The 17796-nt window shown below is 73.7% G+C and carries 9 protein-coding genes; 4 read left to right on the top strand and 5 right to left on the bottom strand.

Annotation, left to right across the window (positions count from 1 at the left end; all coding sequences use genetic code 11):
- Positions 1-15: 15 nt before the first annotated feature.
- Positions 16-234 carry an MbtH family protein gene (locus DTB53_RS31040; RefSeq protein ID WP_012379757.1) on the bottom strand — a complete coding sequence of 73 codons (219 nt, stop codon included), beginning with the start codon at positions 232-234 and terminating at the stop codon, positions 16-18.
- Between the two features lie 357 nt (positions 235-591).
- Here DTB53_RS31040 and DTB53_RS31035 point away from each other — a divergent pair, with 357 nt between their 5' ends.
- Positions 592-1359, top strand: a complete 768-nt coding sequence (locus DTB53_RS31035; protein WP_012379758.1) for a thioesterase II family protein — start codon at positions 592-594, stop codon at positions 1357-1359.
- A 90-nt stretch (positions 1360-1449) separates the two neighbouring features.
- On the opposite strand, the gene DTB53_RS31030 is transcribed toward DTB53_RS31035, so the two are convergent.
- Positions 1450-1986 carry a hypothetical protein gene (locus DTB53_RS31030; protein WP_042496526.1) on the bottom strand — a complete coding sequence of 179 codons (537 nt, stop codon included), beginning with the start codon at positions 1984-1986 and terminating at the stop codon, positions 1450-1452.
- A gap of 216 nt (positions 1987-2202) precedes the next feature.
- Here DTB53_RS31030 and DTB53_RS31025 point away from each other — a divergent pair, with 216 nt between their 5' ends.
- The 3 genes from DTB53_RS31025 to DTB53_RS31015 all read left to right on the top strand — a co-directional run bounded on the left by DTB53_RS31025 (position 2203) and on the right by DTB53_RS31015 (position 5490).
- A complete protein-coding gene (locus DTB53_RS31025) occupies positions 2203-3444 on the top strand; it encodes a sensor histidine kinase (protein ID WP_012379760.1) in 1242 nt (413 codons plus the stop codon).
- 184 nt (positions 3445-3628) lie between these two features.
- On the top strand, positions 3629-4567 hold the full coding sequence (locus tag DTB53_RS31020) for a daunorubicin resistance protein DrrA family ABC transporter ATP-binding protein (protein WP_012379761.1): 939 nt from the start codon (positions 3629-3631) through the stop codon (positions 4565-4567).
- Positions 4568-4650: 83 nt separating this feature from the next.
- Positions 4651-5490, top strand: coding sequence for an ABC transporter permease (locus DTB53_RS31015; protein ID WP_012379762.1), 840 nt, complete (start codon positions 4651-4653; stop codon positions 5488-5490).
- Positions 5491-5572: 82 nt separating this feature from the next.
- Here DTB53_RS31015 and DTB53_RS31010 read toward each other — a convergent pair whose 3' ends face one another.
- The 3 genes from DTB53_RS31010 to DTB53_RS31000 all read right to left on the bottom strand — a co-directional run bounded on the left by DTB53_RS31010 (position 5573) and on the right by DTB53_RS31000 (position 17759).
- Entirely contained in the window at positions 5573-5905 is a 333-nt protein-coding gene (locus DTB53_RS31010; protein WP_003967383.1) for an alpha-amylase inhibitor, read from the bottom strand.
- Positions 5906-6089: 184 nt separating this feature from the next.
- A complete protein-coding gene (locus tag DTB53_RS31005; RefSeq protein WP_052295624.1) occupies positions 6090-7160 on the bottom strand; it encodes a hypothetical protein in 1071 nt (356 codons plus the stop codon).
- A 186-nt stretch (positions 7161-7346) separates the two neighbouring features.
- Complete coding sequence (locus tag DTB53_RS31000) at positions 7347-17759, bottom strand: non-ribosomal peptide synthetase (RefSeq protein WP_256656859.1); 10413 nt, start codon at positions 17757-17759, stop codon at positions 7347-7349.
- Between the last annotated feature and the right edge of the window lie 37 nt (positions 17760-17796).

Raw genomic sequence — 17796 nt, 5'->3', positions numbered from 1 at the left:
GGTACGGGCCGCGGTTCAGGCGGACTGGGACGTCATGGCCTCGGCGAGACTGCGCGGACGCATATCGGTCCAGTTCTCGTTCACGTGGTCGAGGCACTCCTGACGGGAGGCCGCACCGTGCACCGTTTTCCAGCCCTCCGGAATCCGGGCGAACACGGGCCAGATCGAATACTGCCCCTCGTCGTTCACGAGCACGTAGTACTCGGCATTGTCATCCTCGAATGGATTGGCCATGGAGCTCTCCTCTTCCTGGCGCTGTCACCGAATTCGAGTCGACCCTAGGCGTCGGAGAATCGAGCTAACAAGAGCTTCCGGCGACCACTTCGGCCGCACGTTCGAGACTTTGCATTGAGAAGAATTGAATATTGCGTTGCACAACTTTCGGCCACTCCTCCGCCGGGCCGGAAGTGCCGCGAAAACGATCGGTCGCGGGCTTCGGCGGCCGGTTCTCCGCCACCCCGGTCACTCTCCCGCCACGTCCCGTAGCCGAGCGTCACCCCGGGGGATCGAAGATTTGTTGGCCCCGGGAGGGCGGCCCGGCCGGCGCCGGTACATTCCCGGTGACACCGACGGCCGTCGAGAGGACCTACCGTGCCCGGGCCACTGTTCCGGCCGCTGCCCCGGCCGCGGGCGGAGCGCACCCTGTTCTGCCTCAGCTTCTGCGGGGGCGGTACGGCGCCCTTCCGGGCGTGGGCCGACGCCCTGCCCGAGGACACCGAACTGGTCCTGTACTGCTATCCCGGGCGGGAGGGGCGCTACGGCGTCCCGTTCGCACGGACCTGGGACCAGCTGCTCGACGGGGCGCTCACCGCACTCGCCGGCATCGCCGCCCGCCCCTACGTACTGGCGGGCCACAGCATGGGCGCGTGGGTCGCCTTCGATCTGGCGGTGCGCGCCGGGCGGGCCGGGATCGCCCCGCCTCGGGGGCTGGTCGTCTCGGCCGCGGGCGCCCCCGACCGCCCGGCCGACCGGGACGCGCCGCCCCACACCCGGAACACCGACGAGGAGTTGCTCGATTGGATGTTCGCGGTCGGCCAGGTCGCCGGCGCGGTGCGGGAGGAGCCGGAGCTGCTGCGGATGGCGGTGGAGGTGCTCCGCGCGGACCTCAGGGCGGTGGAGGACTACCGCCACCGGCCCGGGGACCTGGTCGACGTGCCGCTCCAACTGCTCCGCGGCGAGGACGACGACGTGGACGAGGCGGACCCGGAGGGCTGGCGGCGCCTGACCACGGGCCCGTTCGAGGCGACCCTCCTGCCGGGCGGGCACTTCTACACGCCCGAGGTGTGGAGCGCGCTGCCCGGGCACATGAGCGTGCTCCGCCCGGTGAAGCCGGGCGGAGCACCGGGAAGGGCGTGGTGAACGCCGGCGCCGGGGGCCGCTGGGCGGCGGGCGACGGCGACATCCGCCGTACGTCCGTCGACGACCGGCTCCGGACGTCCGCGCCGGGCGTCAGGCGGCGTCCGCCTCACGCAGTACCCGGGCCCGGATCGCCCTGAGCATGGACGTACGGGTCAGCCCGCTGCCGAACCTGATGAACAGCCAGTAGGGCAGGAACCGGCGGCGGGTGCGCTCGTCCGTGGCGAGGATCCGGGTCTCCGTGGTGAGCACGCCCGCCGTGTGGCGGACGTTCATCCCGACCTTGAGGATGCCCGGCTGAGCGCAGCCGGTCACGATCTCCACGACGCTGCCGTCGGGGCGGGGGGTGTCGCCCATGCCCTGGACCGCCGCGAGCAGGAACTCCTCGTCCCCGGCGGGCAGCACCTCTCCCATGCCGCTGAGGAACTCGGAGACGATGAGCCCCCGGCCCGGGACGTCCGCCCCGGTGATCGCGACCAGGGCCCGGGCGATCGGGGCCTCCGACCAGGTCGTCGCGTGCGCGGCCGTCATGACGTCGGCGGCGGCGCCGGGGACCGGAACCCGATGGATTTCCCTGAAATGCCATTCCGGCAGCAGCCGGTCCAGTCCGGACTCGCCCTCACCAGACACAGCGCCCTCCCGGACGGACCGTCGTCGACGTTGTTCCCACGGCATGCCCCAGGGATGATTCCGCCACCGAATCGTCCCCGGCCCACCGGTGGCAACTAGCTGTCAACAGGCGTTCCGACCGTGCGTTTTCCCGCCCTCTCTCCTCGCCCGAACCCCTTTCGACTTCACCAAGCTGACAGAAAAGGGAGAAGAGGACGGGTGCGTAGACTCGCGGGAATGGGGACGAACACGGGGAACCGCATCCACAGCCGCTTACGGGAGCGTGCCGTGGGACCCGCCTGCGCGGTCCTGGCGCTCTGCGTGGTGCCGGCCGGTCTGCTGGCGGGCCCCTCCGCGGGCTGGCGCGCGGTCCTGCCCATGATGGTCGCGGTGCTGGGCGCGCTCGCCGCCGCCTCGCTGCACACCCGGGACCGGGTCGTCCCGGCGACCGCCGTCGTGGTGGCCGTGGGCTCCGCCCTCGGCACCCTGTTCGGGGACCCTCCGGCCCTGGAGGAGGCGACCGGCGTGGCCACTCTGGTGGAGATCGCCGGGCTGCTGCTGCTCGTCTGCCTGGTCGCCCGGTACGCCGGCGCCCGGCAGGCCGTCGTGCTCTGCACCGTGCTCGGGGTCCTCGCCTCGACGGCGCTGCTGCGGCTCCAGGTCCCCCCGACCGCGCTGGAAGCCGCCGCCCAGAGCGCGTTCTTCGCGCTCGGCGCCATCGCCGCGGCGGCCACCGGCGGCGGTCTGCGCACCCTGGAGACCCGCCGGATCCGGGCGGTGCACGAGGCCCGCCGCAGCCAGCGCCTCCAACTGGCGGCCGATCTGCACGACTTCGTGGCCCACGACGTGTCCGGCATCGTCGTGCTGGCGCAGGCGGCGCAGGTGATCGGCGCGGACCGGCCGGAGCAGGTTCTGCCGCTCCTCCAGCAGATCGAGGCCTCCGGCCGCCAGGCCCTCGGCTCCATGGACCGCACCGTCCACATGCTCAGGTCCTCCGACGGGACGACCCCGGCCGGCCGGGGCGCGACGGACGAGGCACAGCCGGTGGCGTACGGGCTGGAGGACATCGAGGACGTCGTGGACCGGTTCCGCGCGTCCGGCCGGGCCGACGTGCGCCTGGACCTCGACCGGACGCCCGAGCACGTCGGCCGGGTCCCCCGCGAAGTGGCGAGCACCGCCCACCGGGTGGTGGTGGAGGCGCTGACCAACGTGCGCCGGCACGCCGGGACCACGCCCTGGGTGACCGTGTCCGTGGCGCCCGGGCCGGAACACCGGGAGGCGGTGCTCGCCGTGTCCGTGACCAACGGCTCCCCCTCCATCAGCGAGGCGGGCGGCGGCCACTTCGGCGACCGGGGACGGCACGGGGCCAGCGGCCTGGAGGGGCTGGCCGAACGCGTCCGGGCGCTCGGCGGGACCCTGGAGTCCGGCGTGCACGGTGAGCACGGCTGGCGGGTCACCGCGATCCTGCCGCTGGGCTGAGAACGACTCCCCGGTCCGCGCGTTTCCACAAGGCCACTTTCAGAGTTCTGATCGGCCCTCCTGAATTCCCTCCGCCGCCACTACGTTACGTCTGCGGGCGACGCCCCACGCAGTCCCTTTCGGTCTTCCCCGAATACGCCCGGCGGCCGGTGGTGGGCTTCCGGTGACGAGGGAAGGGCCTTTCATGGACACGATGATGATCGAAGTCTCCGACGTGACGAAGTCGTTCGGAGCCACACGAGCGCTCGACGGCGTGAGCTTCGCGGTCCCCCGGGGCACGGTGCTGGGGCTGCTCGGGCACAACGGCGCGGGAAAGACCACCGTCGTCGGCATCCTGAGCACCCTCTCGCTGCCGACGTCGGGCGAGGCCCGGGTGGCGGGGCTCGACGTCACCCGGAACGCCGAGGAAGTCCGCCGCCGGATCGGCCTCACCGGCCAGTACGCGGCCGTGGACGAGACGCTCTCCGGCCACGCCAACCTGGTCCTCATCGCCCGGCTCCTGGGCGCCTCCCGCGCCCAGGCCGCCGCCCGGGCCGAGGAGTTGCTCGAACTCTTCTCCCTCACCGACGCCGCCCCGCGCAAGGTGAAGGGCTACTCGGGCGGCATGCGCCGGCGGCTGGACCTGGCGGCCGGCCTGGTCGGACAGCCGGAGGTGATCTTCCTGGACGAGCCGACCACCGGGCTGGACCCCTCGGCCCGCCGGGACCTGTGGTCCGTGGTCAAGCGGCTGGTCCACAACGGCACCACGGTGCTGCTGACCACGCAGTACCTGGACGAGGCCGACTTCCTCGCGGACTCGATCACCGTGCTGTCCTCCGGCCGCGTCATCGCCTCGGGCACCGCGGCCGAGCTCAAGGACCGGGTCGGGCACCGCTCCGTCTCGGTCACCCTGCGCGACGCGCAGGACCGTCCGCGGGCCGTTCGGGCGCTGGAGGCGGCGGGTCTCGCGCCCGCCCACGAGCAGGACGGCCTCGTGCTCACCATGCCCGTCAAGGACTCCACCGATCTGGCCGGCGTCGTCCGGGCGTCCGACGAGGCCGGTGTGGAGCTCGCGGGGCTCGCCTTCTCCGAGCCCTCGCTGGACGACGTGTACATGGCCCTGAACCACTCCGGCGCCCACTGACGCCCGGCGTCGGTCCGTACGGCCACCGCCCTCCCCCTCCGGCAGCCCGAACCGCCGGACAGACTCCAGGCAGGGATGCCCAGATGACCACCACCACCAGCCCGCCGGCCCTCACGAAGGCCCCCGCCCACCCCCCGTCACCGCGGTTCAGCGGGAGCGGTGTGCTCCGGCAGATCACCGTGCTGTCCGGCAGATCGCTGCGGGTGCTGCGCGAACCCGCCATGGTCCTGCCCGGTGTCCTCGAACCCATCCTGATGCTGACCGTGTTCAGCCAGGTCTTCAAGAGCGTCTCGCAGACCTCGTCGTTCCCCCCGGGCGTCAGCTACATCGACTACCTGTTGCCGGCGTTCCTCGTCACCAGCTCGATCAGCGCCGGGCTCAAGTCGGGGGTGGCGCTGACGACCGAGATGAACAACGGCATCGTCTCCCGCTTCAAGGCCATGCCGATCCACACCGGTTCGGTCCTGGTGGGCCGGAGCATCGCGGACACGATGCTCAACGTCGTCAACCTGATCGTCATGCTCGCGGCGGCCACCCTGGTCTTCGGGTACGGCCCGGAGGGCGGTGTGCTCGGCTCGCTCGGCGCGGCGCTGATCGCGGTGGTGCTCGGCTGGTCCCTGGGCTGGCTGTTCATGGCGCTCTCCGCCTGGTTGCGCCGTCCCGAGTCCTTGCAGCCGATCGGAGGCATGGTGAACATGGTCCTGCTCTTCGCCTCGAACGCGTTCGTCCCGGCCGACGGACTGCCCGGCTGGCTGAAGGCCGTCGCCGAGGTCAACCCGATGTCGCACGCGATCACGGCGGCCCGCGACCTGGCGCTCGGCGACCCCGACCCCGGCACCATCCTGGCGACCCTCCTGTGCTGCCTGGTGCTGGTCGTCGTCACCGTGCCCCTGGCGATCCGCAGCTTCCGCCGGGCGACCTGAACCCCCACGGCCGACGGGGCGGGCCCGGAACCAGTCACCTGGTTCCGGGCCCGCCCCGCGTCGTGCCGCGCGGAGCCGCGGGTCAGCAGGGAATGAGGCGCTCGTAGCGGTTGGCCGACCACATCGCCTCGCTCGTCGAGACCGACTTGCCCGGGGCGACGGTGTGACACTTGTCGGGCACGAACGGCTCGCCGCCGAACGTGTACGCGACGTTCACCTGCTGCGTGGTGGCGCAGTTGTTGGTGATGGTGACGATGACGCCGCCCAGCAGGGTCCACTCCCCCTTCACACAGCTCGGCACCGCGGTCGCGCCCCGGTCCTGGGCCGGGTCCTGGGCCTGGGCGACGCCCTGCGCAGCGGCCAGCAGCCCGAGAGCGGCCACGCCACAAGCCATCGCATGAGCAAGCTTCTTCATCGCATACCTCCGGTAGTTGGAGGCTTCAGTGAATAAGAGAACGCCGCGCGCCCTCAATGCCGCATCGAACACGTGAGAAAAGGAAAAGCACAGGGCCCGGAACCGACCGTCCGGTTCCGGGCCCGGGAATTCCTCAGCCGCGTTTCCCGGCCGTTTCCTCGGCGATCTCCCTCGGCGATTTCCCTCAGCCGCGGTCGCAGCGCTTGCACACCCCGCGCCGCCGGAAGTAGTAGGCGAGCGTGGCGGCGGCCAGGGCGATGCCCCAGACCGGCCAGACCATCTCCGGGACCGTGGCTCCCCAGTCCTCCTTCTGATTGTCGAAGGCTCCCTGGAAGTGCAGCCGGATGTACATGATCCCGGCGATCGTCACCATCACGGAGACCAGCGTGGCCGGGACGACGGCCAGGGACAGCGGGACCCGCCGGCCCCGGAGGCCGAGCATCCACCGGGGGAAGACCTCGCCCCAGCGCTGGACCAGGCCCAGGGTGAGCAGCGAGCCGAGCGCCCCCATGGTGGCCAGCGCGGCGCCGGCGATCCAGAGGTTGTCCTCCTTGCCCTCCTCCCACAGCTTGTCGGAGATGCCGAGCGGGAAGCCCAGGGCCCAGGCCCACCGGGTGCTGGCGTACAGCAGGGGGACGATGACCGCCGTGTACGCCGCTCGCCTGCCCCAGCGGGCCGCGGCCTGTGGCGAGGTCCAGCCGGCGCCCGAGTCGCCGCGCCCGCAGCCGGTGCACACGCCGGACGTCCGGCGCTGGTAGACGACGGCGGAGGCGACCAGGAGGCCCACCGAGACCACCGCGAACAGCTGGTTGATCACGGTCCAGTTGATCGCGCCGAACTTCAGCATGAAGACGTAGGCGAGATTGCCGAGGATGCGGAAGTCGGCGAGCGTGCCGAAGACCGCGGCGGCCGAGAACACCGAGGCCCCCACCAGCACCGGGGTGGGGATGCGCCGTCGGCCGGGCAGGGCCAGCAGGAGCGCCACCGCGGAGCTGGCCAGGAACCCGCCCGCGATCCACGGCGCCAGCCGGTCGCGGCCGACGTGCTCGAAGGCCGAGTACTCCGGGTTGGCGTCGTCGGCGCCGAACGGGAAGCCGTCCCCGCCGAGGGCCCAGTAGGTGTGGGCGAGCCCGTAGGCGAGCAGCGCGAGAAAGGCCACGTAGCCGATCAGGGCCGTCCGGTTGAATCGTCCGCGCACCGGACCTGGGGCACCGGCAGCCGTCCGCGATGACATGTGCTCGGTCACCTGGGTCATGATGCTTCCTCCTCGGATCTTCTCTCTGATCAGCATTCCTGGCCGGGCCGCCCGGCACATCTGCCGAACGGCAGATCCCGTACGCCCGGACCGGGCAGCGGGACGGCCCGGGGCCGTCCGCGCGAGCGGCGGGCGGCACCGGGCCGTGGTACGGGCCCCTCGGGCCACCGCGACGGGGCGTCCGGGTCAGTCCTGGAGGCCGTCGAGCCGCTGCTGAAGGGCGCGGCCCACCTCGGCGACCGGCCCGGCCTGCAGGAGCCGGCGGTGCTCGCAGTCGATCTCCTCGACCTCGACCTTCCCCGTGACGAAGGGCTGGAGCCTCGCGACGGAGCGGCCGGTCTTGTCCCGCGGGCCGTCCTCGTCGCGGGTGGCGACGAACAGCAGGACGTCCCCGTCGAACACCTCCGGTTCGTAGCCGATGGTCAGGGACCAGTTGTTGTTGTTGACCCCGCCGATCCGCAGGATGTGCTCGTCGTCGAAGGTGGCGAGCGCGCTGCCCTCCTCGCGCAGGACCTCGATGACCCGGTCGCGTTCGAGCGGACCGTCCCCGAACATCCCGGGGTCGCGCCCCACGAAGTCGAGGAGCGCCGCGTAGACCTTCTGGTCGTCGGCGGCGACGTACTCGCCGTCCAGCTCCTCCGCGCTGACCGGCGGCTGGTCGAGGTTGGCGAGCAACGCGACCTCCTGGCCCTGCTGTTGCAGCCGGACCGCCACCGCGTGGGCGAGCAGCGAGCCCATGGACCAGCCGAGCAGGTGGTACGGGCCCGAGGGCTGGACCTCGCGGATCCGCTCGGTGTAGTCCTCCGCCATCTCCGCGATGGAGGCCGGGAGCCGCTCCTGCCTCGCCAGGCCGCGCGCCTGGATCCCGTACAACGGGCGGTCGCCGTCGATGTGCCGCATCAGCCCGGAGTACATCCAGCTGACGCCGCCGACCGGGTGCAGGCAGAACAGCGGGGCAGCCGACCCCCCGGCCCGCAGTTCCAGGACCACCTCGAAGGAGTCGTCCCGCTGGCCGCCCGCGCCCATCACCTCCATCAGGGAGGCGACCGTGGGCGCCTGGAAGACCGCCCGGTTGGACAGCTCGACCCCGAAGACGGAACGGACCCTGCTGGTGAGCTGGAGGGAGACGATGCTGTCGCCGCCGAGTTCGAAGAAGTTGTCGTCGATCCCCACCCGGTCCAGCTTCAGGGCCTCCGCCCAGAGCCGGCACAGGAGTTCCTCGCGGGGGTCGCGCGGTCCGCGCCCTCCGGCCGCGGGGCCGAAGTCGGGTGCGGGCAGGGCCTTGCGGTCCACCTTGCCGTTGGCGTTGACGGGCAGGTCCGGCAGGTACACGAAGGCGGACGGGACCATGTAGTCCGGCAGCCGTCGGGCGACCTGCTCCCGGAGGCCCGCGGTGTCCGCGCCGGGCACGGGCACGAGATAGGCCACCAGCTTCTTGTCCCCCGGCGCGTCCTCCCGGACGGTCACCAGGGTCCGGGAGACCTGCGGCTGGTCCTGGAGGACGGACTCGATCTCCCCCAGCTCGATCCGCAGACCGCGGATCTTCACCTGGTGGTCGGCCCGCCCGACGAACTCGATGAGCCCCTCGGCGTCCTGGCGCACCACATCGCCCGTGCGGTACATCCGCTCGCCCCCCGCCCCGAACGGGTCGGCAAGGAAGCGCTCGGCGGTCATGCCCGGCAGCCCGGGGTACCCGCGCGCCGTGCCGGCCCCCGCCAGGTAGAGCTCCCCGGCCACCCCGAACGGGACGGGCCGGAGCCGGTCGTCCAGGACGTACGCCCGGGTGTTGTCCATCGGGCGTCCGACCGGCACCGTGCGCAGGGCGGCGACCGGGGCGCGCAGCGGGACGCAGAGGGCGTACACCGTGGTCTCCGTCGGCCCGTAGACATGGACCACCGCGGTGTCCGCGCAGGCGGCGAGCACGCGTTGGAAGGCGGCCGGGGAGACCTGCTCGCCACCGGTCCAGATCTCGCGGAGCCCGGCGAAGGCCCCGGGGTCCTCCTCGGCGATGAGGTTGAACAGCGCCGTGGTCATGAAGACCGCGGTGAGCCCCTCCTCCTCGGTGAGCCGCCGCAGACCGGAGGCGTCGAGCTGGCCGGGGGGCGCGACCACGAGGTGGGCGCCGCCCAGCAGGGTCGCCCAGATCTCGTACGTCGAGGCGTCGAAGGCGTGCGGCGAGTGGAACAGCACCTTCTCGTGCCCGGACCGCCACCGCTCGTCCGCGGCGAAGGCGACGACGTTGGCGTGGGTGACGCCGATGCCCTTCGGCTTGCCCGTGGAGCCCGAGGTGTACATGACGTACGCCAACTCGTCCTGGTGCGGCGCGATGTCCGGGCTGCCCGGGTCGGGGTCGGTTGACCGTGCCGCTTCCCGCCCGCCGTCGACCACGATGACCTCGGCGGGGCCGTCGACCGCCACCTTGGACAGGGCCCGGTCGGTCAGCAGCACGCGGCTGCCGGTCTCCTCGACGATGAGCCCGAGGCGGGGCAGCGGATAGCGGGCGTCGAGCGGGACGTACGCCGCGCCGGCCTTCAGCACGGCGAGCGTGGAGACGACGAGGTCGGCGGAGCGCTCCTGGAGGACCGCCACCCGGTCGCCGGGGGCGACGCCCGCGGCGATCAGGCGGTGGGCCAGCCGGTTGGCGCGGGCGTCCAGTTCGGCGTAGCCGATCGTCACCCCCCGGTCGGAGACCGCCGGCGCGTCCGGCTCGGCGGCCACCCGTTCCGCGAACCGCGAGACGATCGTCCCGGCCGGCCGGGCCCGCGCGGTGTCGTTGCGCTCTTGGAGCACCGTGCGCTCGCGGGGCGAGAGCAGGTCGACGTCCGCGACCGGGAGGCCGGGGTCCGCGACGACGGCGGCGAGCAGCCGCACCAGCCGGTCGGCGAGGGCCTCGGCCGTGGAGTGGTCGAACAGGGCCGCGTTGTAGTCCAGTTGGCCGCCCAGTCCGGCCGGACCGCTGTCCGGGCGGATCTCGCCGAAGGTGAACGACAGGTCGAACTTGGCGAGGTCCGCCGTGGTCGGCTGCGGGGCCAGGGTGAGACCCGGCAGTTCCAGGTCCGCCTCCTCGTTGTTCTCCAGGCTGACCGCCACCTGGAAGAGGGGGTTGCGGCCCAGGGAGCGCGCCGGGTTCAGCTCCTCGACCAGCCGCTCGAACGGTACGTCCTGGTGGCTGAAGGCCGTCAGGTCGGTGTTCCGCACCCGCCGCAGCAGCTCCCGGAAGTCCGGGGCGCCGGAGAGGTCCGTGCGCAGCACCAGGGTGTTGACGAAGAAGCCGACGAGTTCGTCGAGCGCCTCGTCGCCCCGGCCGGCCACCACGGTGCCCACCGGGATGTCCGTGCCGCCGCCCACCCGGTGCAGCGTCGCGGCCACGGCGGCGTGCAGCACCATGAACAGGCTCGCGCCGCCCTCGTCCGCCAGCCGGTGGACGCCCTCGACGACGGCGTCGGGGAAGCGCAGCTCCACCTGTCCGCCCGGGCTGCCGGCCTCGGCCGAACGCGGCCGGTCGACCGGCAGGTCCAGCTCCTCCGGCAGCCCGGCCAGGGCCGTCCGCCAGTGGGCGAGCTGCCGCCCGTAGGGGCTCTCCGGGTCGCTCTCGTCCCCGAGGGTGCGCCGCTGCCACAGGGCGTAGTCGGCGTACTGCACGGGCAGGGGGGCGAACTCCGGCTCCGTGCGCTCCAGTCGGGCCGCGTAGGCCAGGCCGAGGTCCCGGGCGAGCGGCGCCAGGGAGGAGCCGTCTGCGGCGATGTGGTGCAGGACGAGGTCCAGGACGTGCTCGCGCGGTGCGAGGCGCAGCAGCCGCGCCCGCAGCGGGACATCGGCCGCCAGGTCGAACACCGACGCCGCCGACTCCTTGAGGGCCGCCTCCAGGCCGTCCTCGGCCACCGCTTCGACGGGGAGCGGGACGGTGTACTCGTCCGGGGTGAGGATCCGCTGGCGCGGTGCGCCGTCCTCGACGGGGAAGACCGTGCGCAGGCTCTCGTGGCGGCCCACCACGTCGGCGACGGCCGCCTCCATCGCCCCGGGGTCCACCTCGCCGAGCAGTCGCACGGCGAGCTGGATGGTGTACGAGCCGGTGGCGTCCTCCTCCACCGAGTCGATGAACCAGAGCCGCCGCTGGGCGTGCGAGAGCGGGATCGCCGCCGGCCGTTCGCCGGGGACGAGTCGCTGCTTCGCCGCCTCCGCACCGGTCAGCCGGCCGGCCAGGGCCGCGACCGTCGGCGCCTCGAAGACCAGACGCACCGGCACCTCCGCTCCGAACGCGGACCGGATCCGGTTGACCAGCCGGGTCGCGAGCAGCGAGTGGCCGCCGAGGTCGAAGAAGCTGTCGTCGATGCCGACCTCCGGCACCCCGAGGATCTCGGCGTACAGGGCGCACAGGGTCTTCTCCCGCTCGTCGCGCGGCGCGCGGCGCTCCTGCGCCCCGCCGTACTCGGGCGCGGGCAGGGCCCTGCGGTCGATCTTGCCGTTGGCGGTCAGCGGCAGCGCGGCGACGGCCACCAGCGCGGACGGCACCATGTAGTCCGGCAGTTCGCCGCTCAGGTACGCCGTGAGGTCCGCCGTCGTGGCCGGTCCGTCCGGATCGGCCAGGACGGCGTAGCCGACCAGCCGCCTGTCACCGGGCCGGTCCTCGCGCACGAGCACCGCCGCCTGGGCCACGGCGGGGTGGCGGGCCAGCCGGTCCTCGATCTCACCGGGCTCGATCCTGAAGCCCCGGAGCTTGATCTGGTCGTCGGCGCGGCCCGCGAACTCCACCACGCCGTCCGCCGTCCACCTGACGAGGTCGCCGGTGCGGTACATCCGGGCGCCGGGCGGGCCGAAGGGGTTCGCCACGAAGCGCCCGGCGGTCGCCGCCGGCCGGCGGGTGTAGCCCCGGGCGAGGCCGGCGCCGGCGATGTACAGCTCGCCCGCCACCCCGGCGGGCACCGGGCGCAGGCTGCCGTCCAGCACGTACACGCGCGTGTTGTCGAGCGGTCGCCCGATCGGCACCCGCGCCGGCACCGGTTCGGCGGCCGTCAGGGGGTGGCTGAGGGCGAACGTGGTCGTCTCGGTGGGCCCGTAGCCGTCCGTGACGACGATGCCGGGGCAGGCCGCCAGGACCCGTCGGACCGCCTCGGCGGGGACCACGTCGCCGCCGGTCCACACCTCGCGCAGGCCCGACAGCGCGCCCGGGGACTCCTCGGCGACCAGCCGGAAGAGTCCCGCCGTGAGCCAGAGGCCGGTGACCTCGTGGGTGGCGAGGAGCTGCTCCAGGGCGGCCACGGACAGGGCCCCCGGCGGGGCGACCACGACGGCGCCGCCGCGCAGCAGCGGCACCCAGCTCTCGTAGGTGGAGGCGTCGAAGGCGGTCGGGGAGTGCATCAGCACCCGCCGGTGCGCCCCGCTCTCCCAGCGCCGGTCGAAGGCCAGCCCGACGATGTCCCGCTGGGTGATCTCCACCCCCTTGGGCAGCCCGGTGGAGCCGGAGGTGTACATCACGTAGGCGAGCTGGTCCGGAAGGACGGTGACCCGCGGCGCTTGCGCCGGGGAGTCGTCCCGGGCGTCGAGCACCGTGACGCCCAGCTCCCCGGCGAGGGGGGCCGAAGCCCCGTCGGTGACGACGACCCGGGCCCCGGTGTCGGCCAGGAGCCGGCGCAGCCGCGGGGCCGGGTCGGTGTCCCGCAGGGGCACGTACGCGCCGCCCGCCTTGAGGACGGCGAGGAGCACGACGGGGAGTTCGGCGGAGCGTTCCATCAGGACGCCGACCGGGGTCTCCGGGCCGACGCCGAGTCCGGCCAGGAGTCCGGCGAGCCGGTCCGACCTCGCGTCGAGGTCCCGGTAGTCGAGGCGGGTGTCGCCGAAGACCACGGCGGGGGCGTCGGGGGTGCGCCGCGCCTGGGCCCGGAACAGCTCGGGCACGGCGCCCGCCGGGACCTCGGCGGCCGTGTCGTTCCACTCGACGAGCAGGGTCCGGCGCCCGGCCTCCGTCAGCAGGTCGAGGGAGTCGGCACGGCACCCGGGGTCGGCGGCGAACGCCTCCAGGATCGCCCGGAGCCGTGCCCCGAGCGCCTCGGCCGTCCCGTCGTCGTACAGGTCGGGGCGGTAGTCGATCGTGAGCGTCAGGTTCCGCCCGTCGTCGCTGGCCCCGAGCGCCAGCGGGTAGTGGGTGCCGTCCTGGATCTGGGCGTCGACGATCCCGATGCCCTCGGCCGTCCGCTCCAGCGTCTCGGAGTCGACCGGGTAGCTGCTGAACTCGGTGGAGGTGTCGAACAGCGCCCCGGTCCCGGTGATGCGCTGGATGTCGGTGAGTCCGAGGTACTTGTGCGGCAGCAGCTCCAGCTGCTGGTCGCGCAGGCGGTGCACCACGTCGAGCAGGGTGTCCCCGCGCCCGGCGCGCACCCGCACGGGCAGCGTGTTGATGAACAGCCCCACCATGGTCTCGACGCCCGGGAGTTCGGCGGGGCGGCCGTTGACCGTCTCGCCGAACGTCACGTCCTCGCGCCCGGTGAGCCCGCACAGCAGGAGCCCCCAGGCGGCCTGCACCACCGTGTTCTTCGTGACCCCCGAGCGGCGTGCCCGCCCGGTCAGGGCGGCGGTCTCCGCGGCGGACAGCTCCAGCCGGTGGGACCGGGGGCGCAGCGGGGCCCGCGCCGGGTCGGCGGGGGCGACCAGGGTCGGCTCGTCCACACCGTCCAGCGCCTCGCGCCACGCGCTCTCGGCGGCGGCGCGGTCCTGTCCGGCGAGCCAGCTCAGATAGTCCTTGTACGGCGTCACCGCGGGCAGCGCCGCGTCGTCGCCGCCGGTCCGGTAGAGCTCGAACAGCTCGGCGGAGAGCACCGGTCCCGACCAGCCGTCGAACAGGATGTGGTGGTTCGCCAGCAGCAGCCGGTGCGCCTTCGCCCCGGTCCTGACCAGGGTGAACCGCAGCAGCGGGGCCTGTCGCGGATCGAACCGCTCGGCCAGCGCCTCCGCCGTGAGGCGGTCGAGCTCCCGCGTGCGGCGCTCCTCGTCGTACCCGCTCAGGTCCACCTGCCGCCAGGGCAGTTCGACCGTGCGCGGAATGACCTGGAGCGACTGGCCCGCCGCTCCGGGGCGGAAGGCCGCGCGCAGGTTGTCGTGCCGGCGCAGCAGGGCCCCGGCCGCGTCCCTGAGCGCGGAGGCGTCCAGTTCGCCGCGCAGCTCGAAGGCGAGGAGGGTGGTGTAGATGTCCGCCCCCCGCTCGTCGTACAGGGCGTGGAAAAGCAGCCCCTCCTGGAGCGGTGAGAGGGGCAGTACGTCGACGACGTCGTCCCCCGCGGATGCGAGGCGGTCGATCTCCTCCTGTCCGAGGTCGACCAGGGTGAGGTCGGACGGGCTCAGACCGCCCGCGCCCTCGGGCCGTTCGGCGTGCAGGACCAGGGCCTCCAGCGCCCGGAACCAGGTGCGGGCGAGGTCGCGCATGTCGTCGTCCGAGAACAGCTCGCCGGCCCAGATCCAGTGGGCGACCAGGCGCGGGCCGTCGGGGTAGGTGACGGCCGTGGCGGTGAGGTCCAGGGCGTGCGGCAGGGCCATGGCGGCCTCGGCCACGTTCGACAGGCCCCGGTTGACCTCCGGCTCCCGCCCGGTGCCGGCGCCGTCGTCGGCCTCGCCGAGCCGGCCCAGGTAGTTGAAGCCGATCTGCGGCTGTGCGAACCGCCCGAGGACCTGGGCGGTCTGCGGGTTGAGGTGGCGCAGCAGCCCGAAGCCGATCCCGTTGTCGGGCAGGACCCGGCGCTGCTCCTTGATCCGCTTGACCGCGCGGCCCACCGCCGGTCCGCCCGACCACACCTCCTCGCCGGGCGTCTCGCCCGGGGTGAGGCGCAGCGGGTACAGGCTGGTGAACCATCCGACGGTACGGGAGAGGTCGACGCCGTCGGCGATCTCCTCGCGGCCGTGCCCCTCCAGGTCGATGAGGACCTCGGGGTCGTCCCCGCGTCCGGTGCGCCCCCGCCAGTCGATGACGGCGAGCGCCAGGGCCGTCAGCAGTACGTCGTTGATCCCGGTGTTGAACAGCGCGGGGATCCGCCCGAGCAGGGGCGCGGTGAGCTTCGCCGGGAGCTGGACGCTCAGCTGGGCGGCCGTGCCGAAGGTGTCCCGCTTCGCGTCCAGCGGGCGGTCGGTCAGGGGGGTGTCGGAGCCGTCGAGGATGTCGCGCCAGAGCGGGAGCTCCCGCATCCGGTCCGGGGCGGCGGCCAGGTCGGTCAGCCGCCGGGACCAGTCGCGGAACGAGGTGCCCACGGGTTCCAGGACGGCGGTGCGGCCGGCCGCGAGCGCTTCGAGGGCGGCCTGGAGGTCGGGCAGCAGGATGCGCCAGGAGACGCCGTCGACGACCAGGTGGTGGGCGATCACGGTGAGCCGCCCGGGGGCCTTCGCTCCCGTGTCGAACCAGACGCAGCGCACCATCGCCCCGGCCCCGGGGTCCAGGCGCGCCTGGGCGGCGGCGATCTCCTCGCCGGCGCGCAGGTCGAGCTCCGCCTCGGTGAGGCCGGAGGCGATCAGCGCGGCTGCGTCGACGCGGTGGACGCAGTCCTCGGCCCGCACCGTGCCGGGCGGGTCGATCTCCAGCGACCAGCCGAAGTCCTCCCCGAGCCGGTCCAGGCGCATCCGCAGCGCGTCGTGGTGGTCCAGGACCGCCTGCACCGCCGACGCCACCGCGGCGGGCTCCGTGCCGGCGGGCACCGGCAGCGACATGGTCTGGTTGAACTGGTCGATCGCGCCGCCCCGTTCGCGCACCCAGTGGACGATCGGGGTCAGCGGCACGTCGCCGACCGCGTCGCTCCGCGAGACGTCCGGCGCCACGGGTCCCGCGGCCTCCGCGAGGACGGCCGCCGCCAGCGCCTGGGGGGTGCGGTGCTCGAACACGTCGCGCGGGCTGAACCGCAGCCCTTCCTGCCGGGCCCGGCCGACCAGCTGGATCGAGCTGATGCTGTCCCCGCCGACGGCGAAGAAGCTCTCCGCCACATCGACCCGCTCCAGGCCGAGCACCTCGGCGAAGATCGCGCACAGGGTCGCCTCGGTGGCGTTGCGCGGCTCCCGGGACGGTTCGCCGCCGTCGGTCTCCGGAGCGGGCAGCGCCTTGCGGTCCACCTTCGCGTTCGCGTTCAGCGGCAGCTCGTCCAGGACCACGAAGGCGGCGGGCACCATGTAGGCGGGCAGCGCCGCCGCGGCGTGCTCGCGCAGCACCGCGGCGTCCACGGTCCGCCCCTCGGCCGGCATCACGTGGGCGACCAGGCGGCGGTCGCCGGGACGGAACTCGTGGACGCCCACGACCGCGCGACCGACGTCCCCGTGGCCGCCCAGCACCTCCTCGATCTCGCCGAGTTCGATACGGAAGCCGCGCAGCTTCACCTGGAAGTCGGTGCGGCCGAGGTAGTCGAGCCGTCCCTCGTCGCCCCAGCGCACCAGATCGCCGCTGCGGTACATGCGGGTGCCGGCCGGACCGTACGGGTCGGGGACGAACCGCTCGGCGGTCAGCCCCGGGCGCCCGTGGTAGCCGCGGGTGACGCCCGCCCCGGCGATGTACAGCTCCCCGGGCACGCCGGGCGGCACCGGGCGCAGGGCCGCGTCGAGCACGTGCACCCGGGTGCCTCCGATGGGGCCGCCGATGGTGACCGGGGCGACGCCGTCCATCTCCGCGCCGGTGGCGCACACGGTGATCTCGGTGGGCCCGTAGAGGTTGAACACCGGGCCGCCGAGGGCGACGAGCCGGCGGGCCAGGTCCGGGGCGAGCGCCTCGCCGCCGGTCATCTTGCGCAGCCCGCGGAGCGCCTGCGGGACCGTCTCCTCCAGGACGTGCCACAGGCTCGGCGCCGCCGCGAGCACGGTCGTCCCGGTCCGGGTCAGCAGCGCCCCCAGCTCCTCCGGGTCCTTGACCGCGTCCGACCCGGCGAGCACCAGGGTGCCGCCGCTGGTCAGCGGCAGGAAGATCTCCATCACCGCGATGTCGAACCCGACGGTGGAGACGGCGGCCGTGCGGTCGTCCGGGGTCAGCCCCAGTCGCCGCACGAGCGAGTCCAGCAGGTTGACCATTCCGCCGCCGGGCACGACGACGCCCTTCGGGCGGCCCGTGGAGCCGGAGGTGTAGATGACGTACGCGGGGTGGTCGGGGTGCCGGACCGGGGCGGGGGCGGCGGTCGGGGCGCCGGCACGGTCCGCGCGGGCCATCTCCTCCTCGGTGAGGACGAGGAGCGGCTGCGCGTCCCGAAGAAGATAGGCGATCCGGTCGGCCGGGAGCGCCGGGTCGACCGGCAGGTAGGCCGCCCCCGACTTGAGGACCGCGAGCAGCGCCACGACCAGGTCGACGGTGCGCGGCAACCGGACGGCGACGAACCGCTCGGGGCCCGCGCCCTGTTCGCGCAGCCAGTGGGCCAGCCGGTCGGTGCGGGCGGCCAGTTCGGCGTAGGTCAGCTCCTGGTCCTCCGTCACCAGGGCGGTGGCCCGCGGCCGGGCCGCCGCCCAGGCGTCGAAGCGTTCGGCGACCGAGCCCTCGGTGCACGCGGGTGCGCCGTCGCTCCACTCCCCGAGCACCAGCCGCCGCTCGGCGGGGGCCAGCAGGTCGAGCGCGGCGGCGGGCCGGCCGGGCCCGTCCGCGAAGGCGCGCAGCACGGCGACGAAGCGCTCGGCGACGGCCTCGACCCGGGCC

The sequence above is a fragment of the Streptomyces griseus genome, from assembly GCF_900460065.1.
GTDB classification, from domain to species: Bacteria; Actinomycetota; Actinomycetes; order Streptomycetales; family Streptomycetaceae; genus Streptomyces; species Streptomyces griseus.
The sequence above is the reverse complement of the archived record's forward strand: the minus strand, read 5'-3'. Positions and strand labels throughout refer to the sequence as shown.

Coding starts and splice junctions, on each gene's coding strand:
- DTB53_RS31040 (WP_012379757.1), bottom strand. CDS start 234: ATGGCCAATCCATTCGAGGATGACAATGCCGAGTACTACGTGCTCGTG.
- DTB53_RS31010 (WP_003967383.1), bottom strand. CDS start 5,905: ATGAAGAAGCTTGCTCATGCGATGGCTTGTGGCGTGGCCGCTCTCGGG.
- DTB53_RS31005 (WP_052295624.1), bottom strand. CDS start 7,160: ATGACCCAGGTGACCGAGCACATGTCATCGCGGACGGCTGCCGGTGCC.
- DTB53_RS31015 (WP_012379762.1), top strand. CDS start 4,651: ATGACCACCACCACCAGCCCGCCGGCCCTCACGAAGGCCCCCGCCCAC.
- DTB53_RS31020 (WP_012379761.1), top strand. CDS start 3,629: ATGGACACGATGATGATCGAAGTCTCCGACGTGACGAAGTCGTTCGGA.
- DTB53_RS31025 (WP_012379760.1), top strand. CDS start 2,203: ATGGGGACGAACACGGGGAACCGCATCCACAGCCGCTTACGGGAGCGT.